The sequence below is a fragment of the Microbacterium sp. Bi98 genome, assembly GCF_918698045.1.
GTDB lineage: Bacteria > Actinomycetota > Actinomycetes > Actinomycetales > Microbacteriaceae > Microbacterium.
Genome location: NZ_CAKKLK010000008.1, coordinates 75,914 through 93,046, shown reverse-complemented (window position 1 = coordinate 93,046; position 17,133 = coordinate 75,914). Strand labels below are relative to the sequence as shown.

The window sequence follows — 17,133 nt, the reverse complement described above, 5'->3', positions numbered from 1 at the left end:
GGTGTCTTGTGAAAACTATATGCCAGTAAGTATTGGATCTCAAACGTTGTTCAGGATTACTCTCGAGGAATGGCACGACGAGGTTCATACGCGAAGGGCGTCGCCAGGCGCGAGGAGATCCTCGAGAGCGCTCTCGATGTGATCGGCCGCAAGGGGTATCAGAACGCCTCACTCAAGCAGATAGCCGAACTCGTCGGCGTCACCCCGGCCGCCCTGCTGCACTACTTCGGCAGCAAGGAGGAGCTGTTCACCGAGGTGCTGCGCACGCGCGACGAACACGACGGGATGGTGCCGCAGACCTCGAACCCCGCAGACGCGAAGTCCGCGTTCGTCGACGTCATCCGCCACAACACCGAGGTCCCGGGCGTCGTGGAGCTGTTCTCCCGACTCTCCGTCGATGCCGTCGACCCCGCGCATCCCGCGCATCAGTACTTCCTCGAGCGCAGCGAGCGACTCCGTGAGAGCATCACCGACGCCTTCGCCCACGATGCCGGCCGTCGAGCCACTCTCGATCCGGACACCATGGCGCGCGTGATCCAGGCGGTCGCCGACGGACTCCAACTGCAGTGGATGATCGATCGCTCGGTCGACATGCCCGGCATCATCAGCGCTCTGATGGATGTGCTCTACCCGCCGACCGATCAGCCCGACGCGCAAGAGGGCTGAATGCGGAGAACCGCCCCTCGCGCTGTAGGCGAGGGGCGGTTCTTCGTGACGGAGAGTACAGTCGGCGCGTCAGCGCACGTTCCCGTTCGAGCAGGTCTGCTGTGCGGCCGAGTTGCCCTTGATCGTGTCGGGCAGCGCCACCACGTTCTCGGGTGCGGCCGAGGGGTCCGGCGTCGCCGCCTCCGCTCCCGGCTCCGCCGGTGCCTGCGTTCCCGGGTCCGTGACGACGACGCCGTCGTTCTCGGTGTTCTGATGCGTGACCTGCAGTTGAGCGTTCTGGTTGATCGCGTCCCACATGGCCTCTGCTGACGTCTTGTCCGGCACGACGCGGTTGGGGTCGTCCGGGTCCGTGAAGGTCGGGTACTGCAGGAAGACGATGTCCTCGAAGGGCACGGACTTCACCGCGAGCGCGATCTGCACGATCTTCATCGGGTCGGCCAGCGACGTGCTCGCCTCGACGTTGTCGAGACCGGTCGTCGCGAGCTTCAGCATCATCGGCACGTTGCCGAGCGTCTCGCCGCTGATGAGCGTGCGCGCGAGGCTCGACATGTACTGCTGCTGGTTGCCGATGCGGCCGAGGTCGCTTCCGTCGCCGACTCCGTGTCGGGTCCGCAGGAACTGCAGCGCGGTGATGCCCTCGATCACATGGTTTCCGGCTGCGAGGTCGAGGCCCGTGTACCGGTCCTTGATCGGGGAGGCGAGGCACACCTCGACGCCGCCGATCGCGTTGGTGATCTCGATCACGCCGCCGAAGGTGACCGAGGCCGCGAACTGGATGTCCTGACCGGAGAGGTCGGAGACCGTCTTCGCGACGCAGTTGAGTCCTCCGTCGGTGTAGGCGACGTTGATCTGCTGCTTGTTCATCGCGGAGTGCACCTCGCCCTCTGCGTCCTCGCACTCGGGGATCGGGACCATCATGTCGCGCGGAAGGCTGACGACGGTGATCCGGCGCGGCTCCTCCGACACATGCATGAGGAGGTTTACGTCGTTGAGGGTGCCTTCGGAGTCCGCGCCCGTGCAGCGGTCGCCGAAGTACTGCGCGTACGCCTCTTCGCACGTGTCGACACCGGTGAGCAGCAGATTGAATCCGCCCTTGTACTCACTGATGTCGGGCGGCAGCTCCTCGGTGCTGTCGAGTTCGACAGCGTTGGCCGAGACGGTGCTCGAGAGGTCGTAGACGATGTAGGAGACGACGCCGAAGCCGCTCACCAGGACGACGGCGAGACCGATCGCGATGAACTTGAGCAGTTGGCTGAGGGGGCCCGGCGTGTGGAGCTGACCGTGGCGCGCGATGGTGCGGCGGCGTCGCGTGGTGGGACTCACTCGGGGCCTTTCGGTTCAGCGTACGGCGCGGAGGCACCGTCCCTGGAATGCGGAGGGTGTGGGATTCGAACCCACGAGACATCTCTGCCCACTGGTTTTCAAGACCAGCTCCATCGGCCACTCGGACAACCCTCCCGACAGACGAATCTGCCGACAAGCCGTGAGTCTAGCCGAGTTCTATTCTCCCGCGCTGACCTGGGCGGCCGCTGGAAGCGTGTTCAGCGCCATCGCGAGACCGCCGTCCTCGACATCGCCGGTCACCTCGCCCGCGGCATCCTTCACCTCTGTCGGCGCCTGCCCCATGGCGACCGCCCGGCCGTCGAGACCCAGCGCCCAGCCGAACATGCCGATGTCGTTGCGCCCGTCGCCGGCCACGAAGACGTGCCCGCGCTCGAAGCCGAGCTCGGTGCGCACGCGCTCCAGCGCCGTGCCCTTGTCCACTCCCTGCGGTGCGATGTCGAGCCAGGCCGTCCAGCCGATCGCGTAGGAGACCTCATTCAGCCCGGCGTCCGCCACGAGGCGGTGGAAGTCCTCCTCGTCGTGCCCGGGAGAGACGACGACGACACGGGACACCGGTTCGGCGACGAGCTCTTCGAAGCCGACCTGCCGTCCGCCGTCGAGCGTCCAGTCGTCCAGGTGCTCGGTGTAGAGCCGCAGCCCTGACCCGAGCTCGACCATGTAGCGGGCTTCCGGGAGCCGCTCGCGCAGCAGAGCGAGCACGGGAGACGGATCGAACGTCTCGATGTGCCACCGCTCCCAGTCGTCTCCCACACGGCGCATGGTCACCGCACCGTTCGAGCACACCACGAAATCGGCGGTCAGCTCGAGCTGCTCGACATAGCGACGCGTCGCCATCCAGCTGCGTCCGGTGGCGATCGTGACCACATGGCCGGCGTCTCGCAGGCGCGCGACCGCCTCGGGAACACCGGGACTCATCGTCTCGTCCTGCAGGATGATCGTGCCGTCGACGTCGAGCCCGACGAGCCAGGGAGCTGTCACGCGGTCGGCTCCAGAACCTCGAGCCCGCCGAGGTACGGGCGCAGCACCTCCGGCACGCGGACCGATCCGTCGGCCTGCTGGTGCGTCTCGAGCAGCGCGACGATCCATCGGGTCGTCGCGAGGGTGCCGTTGAGGGTGGCGACCGGCTGCGTCTTCGCGGTCTGCCCCTCCTGAGCCTCGGGTCGGTGGCGGATGTCGAGACGGCGCGCCTGATACGTCGTGCAGTTCGAGGTGGATGTGAGCTCGCGGAACGCGCCCTGCGTCGGGACCCACGCCTCGATGTCGTACTTGCGTGCGGCGCTGGAGCCCAGGTCGCCGGCGGCCACGTCGATCACGCGGTAGGCGAGACCGAGCGAGGTCAGCATCTCCTCCTGCAGCGCGACGAGGCGCAGGTGCTCGGCCTCGGCGTCCTCCGGGTTGGTGTAGACGAACATCTCGAGCTTGTTGAACTGGTGCACCCGGATGATGCCGCGGGTGTCCTTGCCATGGGAGCCCGCCTCACGGCGGTAGCAGGTCGACCATCCGGCGTACCGCAGCGCGCCCTTGCCGAGGTCGAGGATCTCGTCCTTGTGGTATCCGGCGAGTGCGACCTCGCTGGTGCCGACGAGGTAGAGGTCGTCGTCCTTGTCCAGGTGGTACACCTCGTCGGCGTGCTCGCCGAGGAATCCGGTGCCCTGCATGATCTCGGGCCGCACCAGGGTGGGCGTGATCAGCGGGATGAAGTCGTTCTGCAGCGCCTTGTCGAGGGCGAGGTTCATGAGCGCGATCTCGAGCCGCGCTCCGATCCCGCGCAGGAAGTAGAAGCGGGCGCCCGACACCTTCGCGCCGCGCTCCATGTCGATCGCGCCGAGGATCTCGCCGAGCTCGAGGTGGTCTCGCGGCTCGAAGTCGAATGCGGGGACCTCGCCCACGCGTCGCAACTCGACGAAGTCCGCCTCGCCGCCCGCGGGGACGCCGTCGACGACGACGTTCTCGATGCGTGCGAGAGCCACCGCCAGGGCGTCTGCCGCCTCGTTCGCGGCCTGCTGCGCCTGCTTGACGCGCTCGGCGAGGTCTTTGACCTGAGCGACGAGCGCCGCCTTCTCCTCCTTGGGAGCCTTCGCCACCAGCTTGCCGAAGGCGTTCTGCTCGGCGCGCAGCTCTTCGAACGCGGCGAGCGCCGCTCGGCGCGATCGGTCAGCCTCGAGCGCGGTGTCGACGGTGCCCTGGTCGTTGCCACGGGCGGCCTGAGAGCGGCGGACGATCTCCGGATTTTCGCGGAGGAGTGCGAGGTCGATCATCCATCAAGTCTATGGTGCGGCCCGGGCGCGTCCGCCGCGTCCGGGCGGGCCGACGCCCGGGCTAGAGTAGCGCCATGACCACGAGCGCCACCGGCCGACGCCAGGCAGCGCTCGTCTACAACCCGATCAAGGTCGACGGGAAGCAGCTGCGGGCGCGAGTCCGCGCTCTCTCGCACGAGGCCGGGTGGGAGCATCCGGCCTTCTATCCGACCACGATCGAAGATCCCGGTCAGGGTGCGACGGCCGAGGCCCTCGCACGCGGCGTGGATGTCCTGCTGGTGGCCGGCGGAGACGGCACGGTACGCGCTGTCTCCGAGGCCATCGCCAACACCGGGGTGCCGCTCGCGATCCTGCCGAGTGGCACGGGCAACCTGCTGGCGCGCAATCTCGGACTCCCGCTGGCCGACCCCGACGAGATGATCCGCGCGGCGCTGGGCGAATTCCGCCACGCGATCGACATCGGCTGGGCGCGTCTGACGAGAGAGAGCGGGGAAGACGAGGAGCACGCCTACGTCGTTCTCGCCGGCGTCGGGCTGGATGCCGACATGATCGCCAACACGCGCCCCGACCTCAAGAAGTCGGTCGGCTGGATCGCGTACGTCGACGGCGCGGCGAGGTCGCTCGTGAGCGCCGAGCCGTTCCGATCCGTGTTCCAGATTGACGACGGCCGCCTGCACTCGACGAAGGTGCACAGCATCCTGTTCGCCAATTGCGGCACCCTGCCTGCGGGAATCGCGCTGATCCCCGACGCCTCCATCACCGACGGCGTCCTCGACGTCGCCGTGATCCAGCCGACCGGCGTCTGGGGCTGGCTCGGCGTGTGGCGCAAGATCTGGTGGGACAACTCGGTGCTGCGACGCTCGCGCGCCGGCCGTCGCGTGCTCGAGCGACGGGGCCGGGACGCATCGGTGCACTACTTCCGCGGAGCCGTCGCCGAAGCCGCGGTGACGTCTCCCACCCCGATCGAGCTCGACGGCGACGAGTTCGGGACAGCGGTGCGCGTCACGTGCCGGGTCGATCCCGGGGCTCTTCTGCTGGCGCTCCCCGCCGATCACCCGGTCGCATCGCTCTGATCCACCGGGGCGCGCACTTCTTACAGCGTCAGCTGCGCACCTCGACCGTGCCGTCGAGGTTCCCGCCGACGAGCGTGAGGGTGAAGGCGTCATCATCGACGGCGTCCTCGCCGAATTCCAGGATCGTCGCGCGCGGTGCCATGTCCATGGTGCACACCTGATCGTCGTCGGTCGTGAAGGTCGCGGTGCCCGATGCACCAGATCCCTCGAGGCTCTCGACCACCGGGGGGCAGCCTGAGGAGCCCCACGTGAGCAGCACCAGCGAGCCGTCATCGAACCAGCCGGCACTCGGCGCGTACTCCGTCGATGAGCCGGGGGTGCCGGTGAACGACGGGTCGCCGTCGAGTTCGACGTCGTCGACCATGTCGCCGTACGTCACCTGCAGAGTGATCTCCTTCGTCGGGTCGACTCCCTCGGGCAGTGCGCCGACGCTCGCGCGGGAGGCCAGGTCAGCGGTGCACGCCTTCTCGCCGTCCGTCTCTGACTCCGGCTCGACCAGCGTCACCGATACCGTCTGCCCCTCGGACGTCACCGCGTCGACCTGGGGAATGCACGTCGAGGAGCCCCACGTCACCACGGCGAACATGCGGCCGTCGTCGAGCAGCGTGCCTTCGACGTCGTCCGAATCGTCGGTGCTCTGCCCGGGCCCGCTCGACGGGTTCGAGGTCGCCTGCGATCCTGTGGCCCCGGGGCCGATCGTGCACCCCGCGATCAGCAGCAGAGCGGCCAGGGACGAGAGAGCGGCGACGACACGCGACGGGGAAGCCATGCACACAGGGTACCGGCCGCGGTCTGCCGAAAGCACCCCCCCTATCGGCGCCCTATTGCAGCGCCGAGGTGAGACGGGCGAGGTTGTCGAGGACTGTCGACCGGAGCGGCTGCTGCATCCACTCCTCGAGAGTGAGCTCCCGGCTGAGCGAGCGGTAGACGTCTTCGACCGCGCGCATCTCGAGGACGAACTCCTCGCCGCGGACGAGCATCGACACCTCGAGGTTCAGACCGAACGAGCGCATGTCCATATTGCTCGAGCCGATCACGGCGACCTGGTCGTCGATGGTCAGACTCTTCGTGTGCAGGATGTACGGCTTGCGATACATCCAGATCCGCACCCCGGCCTTCAGCAGCGCCTCGTAGTAGCTGCGCTGGGCGTGGTAGACCATCGCCTGGTCGCCCTCTTCGGAGACGAACAGCTCGACCGCGACCCCCCGGTCGACCGCTGCGGTGACCGCGAGCAGCAGCGCTTCATCCGGCACGAAGTACGGGCTGACGATCATGATCTTCTCTTTTGCCGCGTAGAGCAGCCCGAGGAACAGACGCAGGTTGTTCTCGACCTCGAACCCCGGTCCCGACGGCACGACCTGGCAGTCCAGGTCGCCCGAGCCCGCCTCGGCGTGCGAGATGTCGATCTCCTGCAGCACCTCGTCGGTCTCGCTGTACCAGTCGCTGAGGAAGATGGCGTTCACGCTCAGCACGACGGGCCCGTCGATGCGGACCATGAGGTCGACCCAGTGCAGACCCCGCTTGATGTTCTTGGGAAGGTTGTAGGTCGAGTCGGTGACGTTCTGGGAGCCGAGGAACGCGACCTTGCCGTCGACCACGAGGAGCTTGCGGTGGTTGCGCAGGTCGGGCCGCTGCATGCGTCCCTTCAGCGGCTGCACCGGCAGCATCAGGTGCCAGTTCGCGCCCATCCGATTGAGCCGGGCGACGGTCTTCCGGTACTTCGGCTTCCACCTGTTCGCCCAGTGGTCCAGCAGCACGCGGACATGCACGCCGCGTTCTGCCACCTCTTCCATCGCGCGGAAGAAGTTGTCCGTCGACGCATCGGACTGGAGGATGTAGAACTCGATGTGGACGTAGTCCTGGGCCTTGCGGATCTCGTCGGCCATCGCGTCGAGCGAGTCCTGATAGTCCGCGATCAGATGCGCGCCGTTGTCGCCGGAGATCGGCAGCGCTCCGAGACGGTGGTTCATCTCGACGAGCGGGGGAAACCAGCTCGGCGCATTCGGGCGCAGGGTGCCGAAGTGCAGGTGCTCGCTCGTCTCGGCGATGTACTCGTTGATCTGATCCTGCTTGCGACGCCGCGCTCGCGGCAGCCGTGGATTTCCGATGAGCAGGAAGAGGAACACGCCGACGAACGGGATGAAGAAGACCGCGAGCAGCCAGGCCATCGCCGCCGTGGGACGCCGGTTGCGCGGGATGATGATGATCGCCGTGATGCGGATGGTCAGGTCGAGGGCGATCAGGAACGCCGCGGTCCACCAAGCCCAGATCTCGGGCGTCATCCCTCGTCCTCTCGGCCGCTCGGCACTTCGACGCCGGGCGCTTCAGTGGGCACCGATGACGGTGCGCTGGCTACACAGTAGCCGATGGTTCCGACGCCGCTCAGGAGCGCGGCGGCAGACCGCGTGCGGCCCGCTCCTCGGCTTCGATCCGTGCGTGCACCTTGCGTTCGGTGCGATCGAACCGCAGGATTCCGCGGAGCACGAAGAAGAACACGACGCTCACCCCGATGGTCGGGATGAGCGACCATGCGGCTGCGAGCCAGAAGTTCTCCATGGCTCCATGGTACGCGACTCACTACCCCACTGCTCCTCCACACTCGGGCGCAGAAGGGGGATAGACCATCGGCGCTGTGGAGACCGACCGCGAGCGTGCTCGTGCGATGAGACTCGCCGGATGACAACACTGCTCCGCGCTTCCGGCTCCGCTGAGTTCCTCAGCATCGTCCCCTCTGTCGCAGGCTTCACCCCGACTGAGAGCCTCGTCCTGCTGCCGTTCCGTGGCACCCGCACGTACGGCGCGATGCGACTCGACCTCCCCCGCAGCCACGACGACCTCGCCGACTACGCGGATGCCGCGGTCGGCCTCGTCTCGCGAGTCGAGCGGACGGATGCGGTCGCCCTCGTGGTCTATACGGATGACACCGTGCAGCGCACACGCGACGGGCTGGTGCTCCCCTTCGCCGTCGAGGTCGATGAAGTGCTGGGTCGGGCGGAGGACGCCGGACTGCGTATCGTCGATGCGCTCTGCGTGACCCCCGACGGGTGGTCGAGCTACCTCGACGGAGATCCGCAGGTCCGCCGTCTCGACCGCCGCGCACCCGAGGTGCCGGGTGTCGGTGACGTCTCCGGGGACCAGCTGTCCGGTGCTGCTCTTCCTGCGGCCGGCTTCGCCGACAAGGAGCGGGTGGGGCGCGCACTGCGTGACGTCAGCGGTCTCCTCGAACGAGGCGGCACACCTGGGGCGACGAGCACGGAGAACCCTCAGGCGATCGCGGCGCTCGTGCTCCTCGAGGACATCCCGGCCTTCTTCGAGTCCGTTCTGGCATCCCCGGACGATCTGCCGCCGTTCGCCACCGCGGCCCTCCTCTGGTGCCTCGATCGCCCGCTCTTCCGAGACGTCGCGCTGACCCAATGGGCGACCGATGCGCGCGGCGGCGAGCGCACGCTCCAGGCGCAGCTCGACTTCGCGGGCGCGACGACCAGGGTGCCCGACGACCTGGGCGATGTCTTCCTCGGCCGGGGACCCACTCCTGATCCGCAGCGACTCGCAGTCGCCCTCTCACTCGTCCGCACGGCTGCCGCTCTCGCCCCGCATGCGGCGAGACCCGCTCCGCTCACCGCTGCGGCATGGCTCTCGTGGGCACTCGGCCGCTCGAGCCATGCCGCGCAGTACCTCGATCTCGTGCGGGCGATCGATCCCGAGTACGGTCTCGCCGCGCTGCTCGCGTCGATGATCGACGCGGCCATGCTGCCGGAGTGGGCGTTCAGACGCGGCGCGACGCCCGCTATTTGACGAGGGGGAAGAGGATGGTCTCGCGGATGCCGAGCCCGGTGATCGCCATCAGCAGGCGATCGATGCCCATGCCCATGCCGCCGGACGGCGGCATGCCGTGCTCGAGCGCCCGCAGGAACTCCTCATCGACCGGCATCGCCTCGACGTCACCGCGGGCGGCGAGCTTCGCCTGCTCGACGAAGCGCTCGCGCTGGATGACGGGGTCGACGAGCTCGGAGTATCCGGTCGCCAGCTCGAACCCGCGGATGTACAGATCCCACTTCTCCACGACGCCCTCGATCGAGCGGTGCTCGCGAACGAGGGGCGAGGTGTCGACGGGGAAGTCCATGACGAAGGTCGGGCGCACGAGGTCGCCCTTCACGAAGTGCTCCCACAGCTCTTCGACGAGCTTGCCGTGCGTGGCCTGAGCAGGCAGGTCCACGCCGTTCGCCTCGGCGAAGGCGATCAGGTCCTCGACCGGATCGCTCGGGGTGATCGTGCGACCGGATGCCGCCGACAGCGACTCGTACATCGAGATGCGATCCCATTCGCCACCGAGGTCGTACTCGGTGCCGTCCGCCCAGGTGACCGTGGTCGAACCGGCGACCGCGATCGCCGCCTGCTGCACCAGCTCCTGCGTCAGCGCGGCCATCTGGTTGTAGTCGCCATAGGCCTGATAGGCCTCGAGCATCGCGAACTCGGGGCTGTGGGTCGAGTCTGCGCCCTCGTTGCGGAAGTTGCGGTTGATCTCGTACACCCGCTCGATGCCGCCGACCACGGCACGTTTCAGGTACAGCTCGGGCGCGATCCGCAGGTAGAGCTCCGTGTCGAACGCGTTCGAATGGGTGACGAACGGGCGAGCGGACGCTCCACCGTGCTGCACCTGCAGCATCGGGGTCTCGACCTCGAGGTAGTCGTGGCTGCCGAACGTCGCTCGCAGGCTCGCGTTCACCGCCGCACGAGCGCGGACAGTCGTGCGCGCCTGCTCGCGGACGATCAGGTCGAGGTAGCGGCTGCGGACCCGGCCCTCTTCACTGAGCTCCGAGTACGCATTCGGGAGCGGCAGGATCGCCTTCGAGGCGATCGCCCACCCGTCGGCCATGATCGACAGCTCGCCTCGGCGGCTGGAGATCACCTCGCCGTGCACGAAGACGTGATCCCCGAGGTCGACGTACTCCTTCCAATCGGCGAGCGACTGCTCCCCGACGTTCGCGAGCGAGATCATCGCCTGGATCCGCGAGCCGTCGCCGGCCTGCAGCGTCGCGAAGCACAGCTTGCCCGTATTGCGACTGAACACCACACGACCTGCGACTCCGACGACGACGCCCGTCTCGGCACCCGCCTCGAGCTCGCCGTACTCGGCGCGCAGCGCCGGGATCTGGTGAGTCACCGGCACGCTGACAGGGAACGCGCCCCCGCCGGCATCCGCGCGGTTCGCGACCAGACGCTCGCGCTTCGCCAGGCGCACGGCCTTCTGCTCGTGGACGTCTTCTTCGGTGGCGGCGGTGGTCGTCTCGGGCGCGGCAGACGCGTCAGTCATTCGGGGCTCCTTGAAAGTCGTGTCCAGTTTACCGAGGTCCGACCCCTCACCCTGCGGTCGAGTCTGGGTAGCCTCGAAGCATGGCAGCCACCAGACTCGCCCGCACGCTCGTCACGATCGGTCTCACCGCCGCTGCACTGCTCGTGCCCACGACACCGGCAGCTGCAGCAGTGGCGGGACCCGCACCCGCCGCCGGCGCCTCGACCGCAATCCGCGCCGACGTGGACGACTTCTCCTACGCATCGTGGGATGCACGGTACGAGGTGGGTCTCGACGACGACGGCCGCTCGCACATGCACGTCACCGAGTCCCTCACGGCTCGATTCCCCGAGGTCGATCAGAACAAGGGGATCGTCCGCGGCCTTCCGACGAGCTACGAGAACGCGTGGCTCGATGTGCGAGTGCTGTCGGTGACCGACGAGACCGGGGCCGACGTGCCCTACGAGACCGAGCAGGAGGACGGGCTGCTGCTGGTGCTCACCGGCGACGACGACTACGTGCGCGGACTCACGACCTACGTGCTCGAATACGAGATGCGCGACGTGATCCTGGCGGCAGACTCCGGAGTCGACGAGTTCTACTGGGACCTCCTTCCTCTCGACAGCACGCAGCCCGTCGAGGACTTCCGTGCGGAGATCGTGTTCGACGAGACGATGACGGATCGGTTGACCGGAAACGCCCGCTGCTACACCGGCTACCAGGGATCGACGAACGAGTGCGACCTCGTCGCGTCGCCCGACGGCGCGCAGTTCGCTGTCGAGGCGAAAGAGCTCTCCCCCGGCGAGGGGATCACGGTCGCCGTCGGATTCGACCCTGGCACCGCTGTGCAGCCGTCGGCTCGGCAGCCCGATCCCGTGACCGACACCGTTCCCGCGATCGCGGCACTGGGCGGGCTCGGGCTCTCGGTCGGAAGCTGGATCGCCGTGTCGGCGTTCAAGAAGAAGCGACGCACATCCAGCGGCATCATCGTCGCGCAGTACGACGTGCCGGATTCGCTGCCGCCACTGCTGGCCGCCGGGATCGTGCCCGGCGCCAAAGACCCGATCCCCGCAGAGATCATCCACCTCGCGGTACGCGGCCTGCTGCGCATCGAGGAGGGCACCGACGTCGAGCAGCCACGGCTGCGACGCCTTCCGGGTGGGAGGATTCCTGACGAGCTCGACGCCCAGGCACTGGATGCGCTCTTCGTCGGCGCCGACGCCGCAGGAGTCGCCGAGGTTCCGAGTTCGAGCGAGGACTTCGCGGCCCGCATGAAGACGCTGTCGCAGAGCGGCATCGAGGCAGCGGTGTCACGCGGCCTCACCACCAAGGCGCGCAGCAGGGGCGCGATGATCCTGCAGTGGTGTGCGATCGGCGTCGTGCTCGCAGGCTTCGCCCTCGGCCTCTGGGGGATCATCGGCGGACGTGTCACAGCGATTCCTGCGTTCGTCGCGATCGCGTTCGGTGTCTTCCTCGTTCTCCTGTCCTCCTTCTACGGCTTCTCGAAGCACACCGTCCTCACCGCCGAAGGCGCCCGACAGTACGAATACCTCATGGGCGTCAGAGAGTTCATCCGCGTCGCCGAAGCCGATCGACTCCGGATGCTCCAGTCGTACACGGGCGCCGAGAGGCGACAGGACGGCAGCGCGAACGTGATCGTCGTCTACGAGCGCCTGCTCCCCTACGCGATGCTGTTCGGCATGGAGAACGAATGGGGCGCCATTCTCGAGCAGGTGTACGCCTACGAGCAACGAGGCGCGTCGTGGATCGGGGATCCCAGCGCGCCCTTCGTCCGCGGTCAGCTCGTGGCGTTCGCTGCGACGTCGCACGCGTCCGCGACGTACGCGGCACCGAGTGCGAGCTCGTCGTCGAGCGCAGGCGGATCGTTCGGCGGCGGCTTCTCCGGCGGAGGCGGTGGAGGCGGCTTCTCGGGCGGTCGCTGACGTCAGAGCAGAGGGGGCGGCCCTGACGCATCGCGGAGCGCCCGTTCGACCGTCGACTGCACCAGGGCGGAGAGGTATCCCCCCGGGTTCTCGACGCCGAGTTCACCGAGGCGCGAGGTGGACTGCGCGATGATCGAGCGTGAGAACTCGGTGACGGTCTGGATCGCGTCGGCGTAGGCCTCCCGATCCGCCTCCGAGATCACGACCGGCTCGCATCCCATCTCGACTGCCAGAGCCTGTGCGATGGGAAGCACCGCCGCCGGAGCGGTGACCGCCGCATAGCTCGCCTGCAGCTGACGCAGATCGATCGACGTGCCCGTGAAGGTGATCGCCGGATGCACGGCGAGCGGGATCGCACCGCTCGAGGCCGCCGGTCGCAGCACCTCGATGCCGTGACCGGGGTCCGTGTGCAGCACGAGCTGGCCGAGCTGCCAGCCTCCGACCTCGGCGATGCCCGCGATCAGGCCCGCCAGCTGATCGTGAGGAACGGCCACCACGACCAGCTCGCTGCGACGCACGACCTCCAGCGCATCGAGGATCGGGACGTCCGGCAGCACCGCTGACGCACGGTCGTCGTCAGAGCCGCTCGTGATGCCGATGATCGCGTGTCCTGCTCCGGCGAGAGCCGCGCCGATGACCGGCCCCACTCGTCCCGCGCCGATGATGCCGACTCCGAGGCGCCCATCGCGGCGCGTCGGATCACTCACCGTTCGGAGCCGGCGCTGCGGGCGGGGCCGGAGGTACGGGCGGAGCGACAGGCGGAGCCGGAGGCACGACAGGCGGAGCCGGTGGCGCGACAGGCGGAGCCGGTGGCGCGACAGGCGGAGCCGGAGGAGGCAGCGGGGTCCCGGAGACGCCTGCAGCGGCATCCGCCCCGGCGACCGGGTACCCGGGAACCTGCGCTCCCTCGGCATCCGTCACGTATTCGCCCCACCGGTGGGTGTGATCGCGCGCGGCGGCGGCGACCGCTGCCGAGCTCACCCTGTCGAGCAGGTACAGCGCGTCATCGCGTTCGAGACCCGACAGATAGCCCGTGATGAGCCCCTGCACGGAGTGCACCTGCGCACCGGACACACGCTGCGCACGGTCGATCGGCCCCTGCGAGAGCGACACTCCCTGCAGCCGGGCGAGCGGGAAGATCGCCAGCTTGCGCCAGACGATGCCACGCCGGAGCAGGAGTCCGAACTCGGTCAACGCGAAGCCGTGACGCTTCCACGACACGGGCCTGCGCCACCATGCGCGCCGAGGCATCGTCCGGTACGGGTCGCCCTCGACCGGCCCGAGAATGCCGTGCTCCCACACGAGCGGGATGTCGGCGACCGGAGCATCGGGAAGGATCAGCGCGAGCACGCGTTCGACATCGGCGCGCTTGCCGACCGGCAGCACGACGCTGAACTGCTGCGCCGAACCTGACGACTGCTGAGCGGCGCTCTTGCCGCTCATGCGGTTGATCCTGATGGTCCACCAGCCGAACGGCCGCCACAGCAGCGACTGCGTGACCTCCACGGCGAAGATGCGTCCAGGCGGCAGCGTCTCGGTCACGGTCGTCAGCAGACCGTAGGTGATCCGCACGCCGTCCGGCGTCGGGGCGATCGAGTAGCGCAGCGACTTCGAGATCTGCGCCCAGGTGATTCCGACGATCGCGATGATCATGGGGATCGCGATCCCCAGCGTGATCCCCAGACCGAGGAACCCGCCGATGGGGTCTCCGTCGATCAGCGAGCCGATCGCGACGCCGCCGACCGCGACGCCGAAGATGATCCCGAAGAAGATGAGCCAGAGGACGCTCGAGATGAGCTGGGAGCCGACGAGACGCCCCGTCGGGATCTTCACCACACTCTCGGGCTCGACGTCGGCGAGGTCGACGCCGCTGATCAGATCGTTGACGCCGGCGTTCATCGATCCGACGAGCTGTGCCCGTGCCGAACCGGGCGCGACCGTCCCCGAGCCTGCGGCGTCAGAGGAGCGCACGCCGGCCGCGGCGTCCGCAGCTGTGAGTCTGGCCGCGCGCGCACCCGAGGCGAGGCGCAGGATGTCGGTGCGCACCGCCTCTGCGCGCGGAGTCGCGAGGTACTCGAGCTCGACGTTGGAATCGGTGCCGGCACCGACGACCTCGAGCTTCGCGAGTCCGATGATGCGCGCGGGGAACGGACGGGTGAGGTTGACGCCCTGCACCCGGTCGAGCGGAGCGCGACGGTGCGAGCGGAAGACGATTCCCTTGCGAACCTCGACGTGATCCCCCGTGATCCGGAACTGCTGGAAGCGCCAGATGAACCAGAAGATGAGGACGAGGATGACGACCAGTCCGAGCACGCTGAGCAGCACGATGACGATGAGGTTGTTCTGCAGCACCCAGTCGACGGGATCCCCGCCGCTGTAGTCGTACTGCGCCTCTTCGGGGGTGAAGAGGTCGACGAACCAGGCGATCAGACGGTCGCGAAGGTTGGCGATCGCGATGCCCGCGATGATGATGAGGGCCAGCCCGCCCTTGAAGAGCGGGGTGAGCGGATGCATCCGATGCCACTCGCCGTCGGCGAGGGTCTCGCGCCCGGTGGCCGCGCTGGGCCGCTCTCCCGTCGGTGCCGGCGGCTGGTGCTCGCTCACAGGCCCGTCCGGCGAGTCTCGGCGACCTCGATCAGGGTGTCCCGCAGCGCTTCTGCCGCCGTCTGGGTGAGACCGGGGATCTGCACTCCGGTCGTCGCGGCGGCGGTGACCATCTTCAGCTGGGAGATGCCGAACGCGCGATCCAGCGGCCCCTGGGTGATATCGACGAGCTGCATACGTCCGTAGGGCACGGCGATCATGCGCTGCCAGAGGATGCCCTTGCGGAAGACGATGTCGTCTTCGCGGAGCATGTATCCGATGGCCCTCGCCTGCCTCGGCAGGATGACCATGGTGATCAGCGTGATGAGCACGACGACACCCGCCGGGATCCACGCCCAGGTCTGATGCAGCACGAGCGCGAGAACCGCCGCGACCGCGAGGACGACGGCGATGAAGATCAGGTTCTGCACGTTCTGCGAGACCACGTAGCGAGGTGAGATCTGATGCCAGGTCCCGTCGAGCTCGAGTCTCGCCTCGCTGCGCGCGGTGCGCAGCTGCGGGTACGTGCCCTGGTCGAGGGCCGCGCGGTCAGTGACCTCCGCCGAGTTCAGCGGGGCCGGGATCCCCGGCTCGATCTCTGGGTTCTGAGTCATCAGGATCCTTCGGAAGTATGCAGAACTGTTCGGCGATGAGCGCGGCGACGGCCAGCACGACCGCGCTTCCGATCAGTGCCAGCATCGCCACAGTCGACCCTACCGGGGGATCGATCGGCCGGGAGAGGAGGAACGCCAAGAGGCCCGCTCCGAACCCCGCCATGATCGCCCCGACGAGACTGGACGCGCGGGCCAGCGTCACCGCGCGCGTCGCACGGAACGGATCGATGCGGACGCCGTTGCGGACACTCGCGCGCACGGGCCAGGCGACGCCCAGCGAGGCTGCGCTGATGAGCAGGAGCAGCACGGGCAGCAGCAACGACGGCGTGAAGGTCGTGCGGCCCATCGCCGTCAGCATGTGGTCGAGGACGAAGCCCCCGCCGGCGGCGAGCACGGCGAGGAGCACGAGGAGTCCGATCGAGGTGCGCTTCATCGCTGCTCCCGGCGTCGCAGATCCGCGACGAGGTCGGCGACCCGACCCGCACCGGGAAGCACTGCGTCACGATCGAGTTCGAGCCACGGCTCGAGGACGAACAACCTCTCGAACGCACGGGGATGCGGCAGCTGCAGTCCGTCACCCTCCGCCGACTCGTCACCGTAGGCGATCAGGTCGAGGTCGAGTGTCCGATCGCCCCATCTCTCCAGGCGCTCGCGGCCGTACTCGTCTTCGATCGCGTGCAGCATGCCGAGCAGGATCGACGGAGCGAGGCGGGAGGTGACCAGGGCGACCGCGTTCACATACCCCGGGGCGTCGGGATCCGGCCCGTCGAGCCGCAGCGCGACGGTTTCGATCAACGAGGACAACCGCACGTCTCTGACCAGCGGCAGTCGCGAGATGCGCTCGGCGGCGGCGCGGATCGTGCCTTCGCGATCACCGAGATTCGCGCCGAAGGCGACGACCGCGACGGCATCCTCGCGCCCGGGTCGCGAGCCGGGGAGACTCGGCGGGTTCGCCAGATTGCGACTCATCGCGACTCCTCCTCGGCGAACTGCTGTCGCGCCCGGTGCACGGTGACGGCGACGTCCGAGAAGGTCAGGGCGATCGGAGCATGCGGCTTGTGCACCGTGACGGTGACGGAGTGCACCCGGGCGTCGGCGAGCGCGACAGCCGCGATGCGATCGGCGAGCGTCTCGATGAGGTTCACCGGCTCGCCCGCGACGACCTCTGCGACTCTCTCGGCGAGCTCTCCGTAGTGCACCGTGTCGGCCACGTCGTCCGATGACGCCGCATCGTCCAGCGGCATCCGAAGGCGCAGATCGATCGTGAACTCCTGACCGTTCTCCCGCTCGTGGTCGTACACGCCGTGCCGACCGAACACGGTCAGTCCGGTGAGGACGATCTCGTCGAGGACATCCATG

At 68.2% G+C, this 17,133-nt stretch carries 17 protein-coding genes and 1 tRNA gene; 4 read left to right on the top strand and 14 right to left on the bottom strand.

Annotation, left to right across the window (positions count from 1 at the left end):
• Positions 1-69 precede the first annotated feature (69 nt).
• Entirely contained in the window at positions 70-666 is a 597-nt protein-coding gene (locus LQZ85_RS13005) for a TetR/AcrR family transcriptional regulator (RefSeq protein WP_230100988.1), read from the top strand.
• A 69-nt stretch (positions 667-735) separates the two neighbouring features.
• Here the strand turns inward: LQZ85_RS13005 and LQZ85_RS13000 are convergent, their stop codons facing one another.
• From LQZ85_RS13000 to serS, 4 genes are all read right to left on the bottom strand, one after another.
• The gene (locus LQZ85_RS13000) at positions 736-1,989 is read right to left on the bottom strand and encodes an LCP family protein (RefSeq protein ID WP_053098742.1); all 1,254 of its coding nucleotides are present in this window, start codon (positions 1,987-1,989) and stop codon (positions 736-738) included.
• 50 nt (positions 1,990-2,039) lie between these two features.
• Positions 2,040-2,124 (bottom strand) — tRNA-Ser (locus LQZ85_RS12995).
• Positions 2,125-2,166: 42 nt separating this feature from the next.
• Positions 2,167-2,988, bottom strand: a complete 822-nt coding sequence (locus tag LQZ85_RS12990) for an HAD family hydrolase (protein ID WP_053098741.1) — start codon at positions 2,986-2,988, stop codon at positions 2,167-2,169.
• Positions 2,985-4,268: a serine--tRNA ligase gene (gene serS / locus LQZ85_RS12985; protein ID WP_053098740.1), complete on the bottom strand. Its 1,284-nt coding sequence runs from the start codon at positions 4,266-4,268 to the stop codon at positions 2,985-2,987. The genes LQZ85_RS12990 and serS overlap by 4 nt, the downstream gene beginning before the upstream one ends.
• Before the next feature lie 74 nt (positions 4,269-4,342).
• On the opposite strand from serS, the gene LQZ85_RS12980 reads away from it, so the two are divergent.
• Positions 4,343-5,341, top strand: coding sequence for a diacylglycerol kinase family protein (locus LQZ85_RS12980; protein WP_230100987.1), 999 nt, complete (start codon positions 4,343-4,345; stop codon positions 5,339-5,341).
• A gap of 28 nt (positions 5,342-5,369) precedes the next feature.
• Here the strand turns inward: LQZ85_RS12980 and LQZ85_RS12975 are convergent, their stop codons facing one another.
• The 3 genes from LQZ85_RS12975 to LQZ85_RS12965 all read right to left on the bottom strand — a co-directional run bounded on the left by LQZ85_RS12975 (position 5,370) and on the right by LQZ85_RS12965 (position 7,897).
• A complete protein-coding gene (locus LQZ85_RS12975; protein WP_230100986.1) occupies positions 5,370-6,110 on the bottom strand; it encodes a hypothetical protein in 741 nt (246 codons plus the stop codon).
• A gap of 52 nt (positions 6,111-6,162) precedes the next feature.
• A complete protein-coding gene (gene cls, locus LQZ85_RS12970; protein ID WP_053098737.1) occupies positions 6,163-7,623 on the bottom strand; it encodes a cardiolipin synthase in 1,461 nt (486 codons plus the stop codon).
• 100 nt (positions 7,624-7,723) lie between these two features.
• Positions 7,724-7,897 (bottom strand): hypothetical protein, encoded by a 174-nt coding sequence (locus LQZ85_RS12965; RefSeq protein ID WP_171821981.1) that lies wholly within the window; start codon positions 7,895-7,897, stop codon positions 7,724-7,726.
• A 120-nt stretch (positions 7,898-8,017) separates the two neighbouring features.
• Between LQZ85_RS12965 and LQZ85_RS12960 the strand changes: the two genes are divergently transcribed.
• A complete protein-coding gene (locus LQZ85_RS12960) occupies positions 8,018-9,136 on the top strand; it encodes a DUF4192 family protein (protein ID WP_230100985.1) in 1,119 nt (372 codons plus the stop codon).
• On the opposite strand, the gene lysS is transcribed toward LQZ85_RS12960, so the two are convergent.
• Positions 9,129-10,655, bottom strand: a complete 1,527-nt coding sequence (gene lysS / locus LQZ85_RS12955) for a lysine--tRNA ligase (protein ID WP_053098735.1) — start codon at positions 10,653-10,655, stop codon at positions 9,129-9,131. The genes LQZ85_RS12960 and lysS overlap by 8 nt on opposite strands.
• An 80-nt stretch (positions 10,656-10,735) precedes the next feature.
• On the opposite strand from lysS, the gene LQZ85_RS12950 reads away from it, so the two are divergent.
• Entirely contained in the window at positions 10,736-12,577 is a 1,842-nt protein-coding gene (locus tag LQZ85_RS12950; RefSeq protein WP_230100984.1) for a DUF2207 domain-containing protein, read from the top strand.
• A gap of 2 nt (positions 12,578-12,579) precedes the next feature.
• Here the strand turns inward: LQZ85_RS12950 and LQZ85_RS12945 are convergent, their stop codons facing one another.
• The 6 genes from LQZ85_RS12945 to folB are packed head-to-tail and all read right to left on the bottom strand — an operon-like array spanning position 12,580 to position 17,132.
• A complete protein-coding gene (locus LQZ85_RS12945) occupies positions 12,580-13,284 on the bottom strand; it encodes a DUF2520 domain-containing protein (protein ID WP_053098733.1) in 705 nt (234 codons plus the stop codon).
• On the bottom strand, positions 13,277-15,181 hold the full coding sequence (locus tag LQZ85_RS12940) for a PH domain-containing protein (protein WP_230100983.1): 1,905 nt from the start codon (positions 15,179-15,181) through the stop codon (positions 13,277-13,279). Before LQZ85_RS12940 ends, LQZ85_RS12945 begins: the two co-directional genes overlap by 8 nt.
• Positions 15,178-15,774, bottom strand: a complete 597-nt coding sequence (locus tag LQZ85_RS12935; RefSeq protein WP_053098732.1) for a PH domain-containing protein — start codon at positions 15,772-15,774, stop codon at positions 15,178-15,180. Before LQZ85_RS12935 ends, LQZ85_RS12940 begins: the two co-directional genes overlap by 4 nt.
• Positions 15,710-16,207 carry a DUF3180 domain-containing protein gene (locus LQZ85_RS12930; protein ID WP_230100982.1) on the bottom strand — a complete coding sequence of 166 codons (498 nt, stop codon included), beginning with the start codon at positions 16,205-16,207 and terminating at the stop codon, positions 15,710-15,712. Before LQZ85_RS12930 ends, LQZ85_RS12935 begins: the two co-directional genes overlap by 65 nt.
• Positions 16,204-16,743: a 2-amino-4-hydroxy-6-hydroxymethyldihydropteridine diphosphokinase gene (folK, locus tag LQZ85_RS12925; protein ID WP_230100981.1), complete on the bottom strand. Its 540-nt coding sequence runs from the start codon at positions 16,741-16,743 to the stop codon at positions 16,204-16,206. Before folK ends, LQZ85_RS12930 begins: the two co-directional genes overlap by 4 nt.
• Positions 16,740-17,132 carry a dihydroneopterin aldolase gene (folB, locus tag LQZ85_RS12920; protein ID WP_056276771.1) on the bottom strand — a complete coding sequence of 131 codons (393 nt, stop codon included), beginning with the start codon at positions 17,130-17,132 and terminating at the stop codon, positions 16,740-16,742. Before folB ends, folK begins: the two co-directional genes overlap by 4 nt.
• Between the last annotated feature and the right edge of the window lies 1 nt (position 17,133).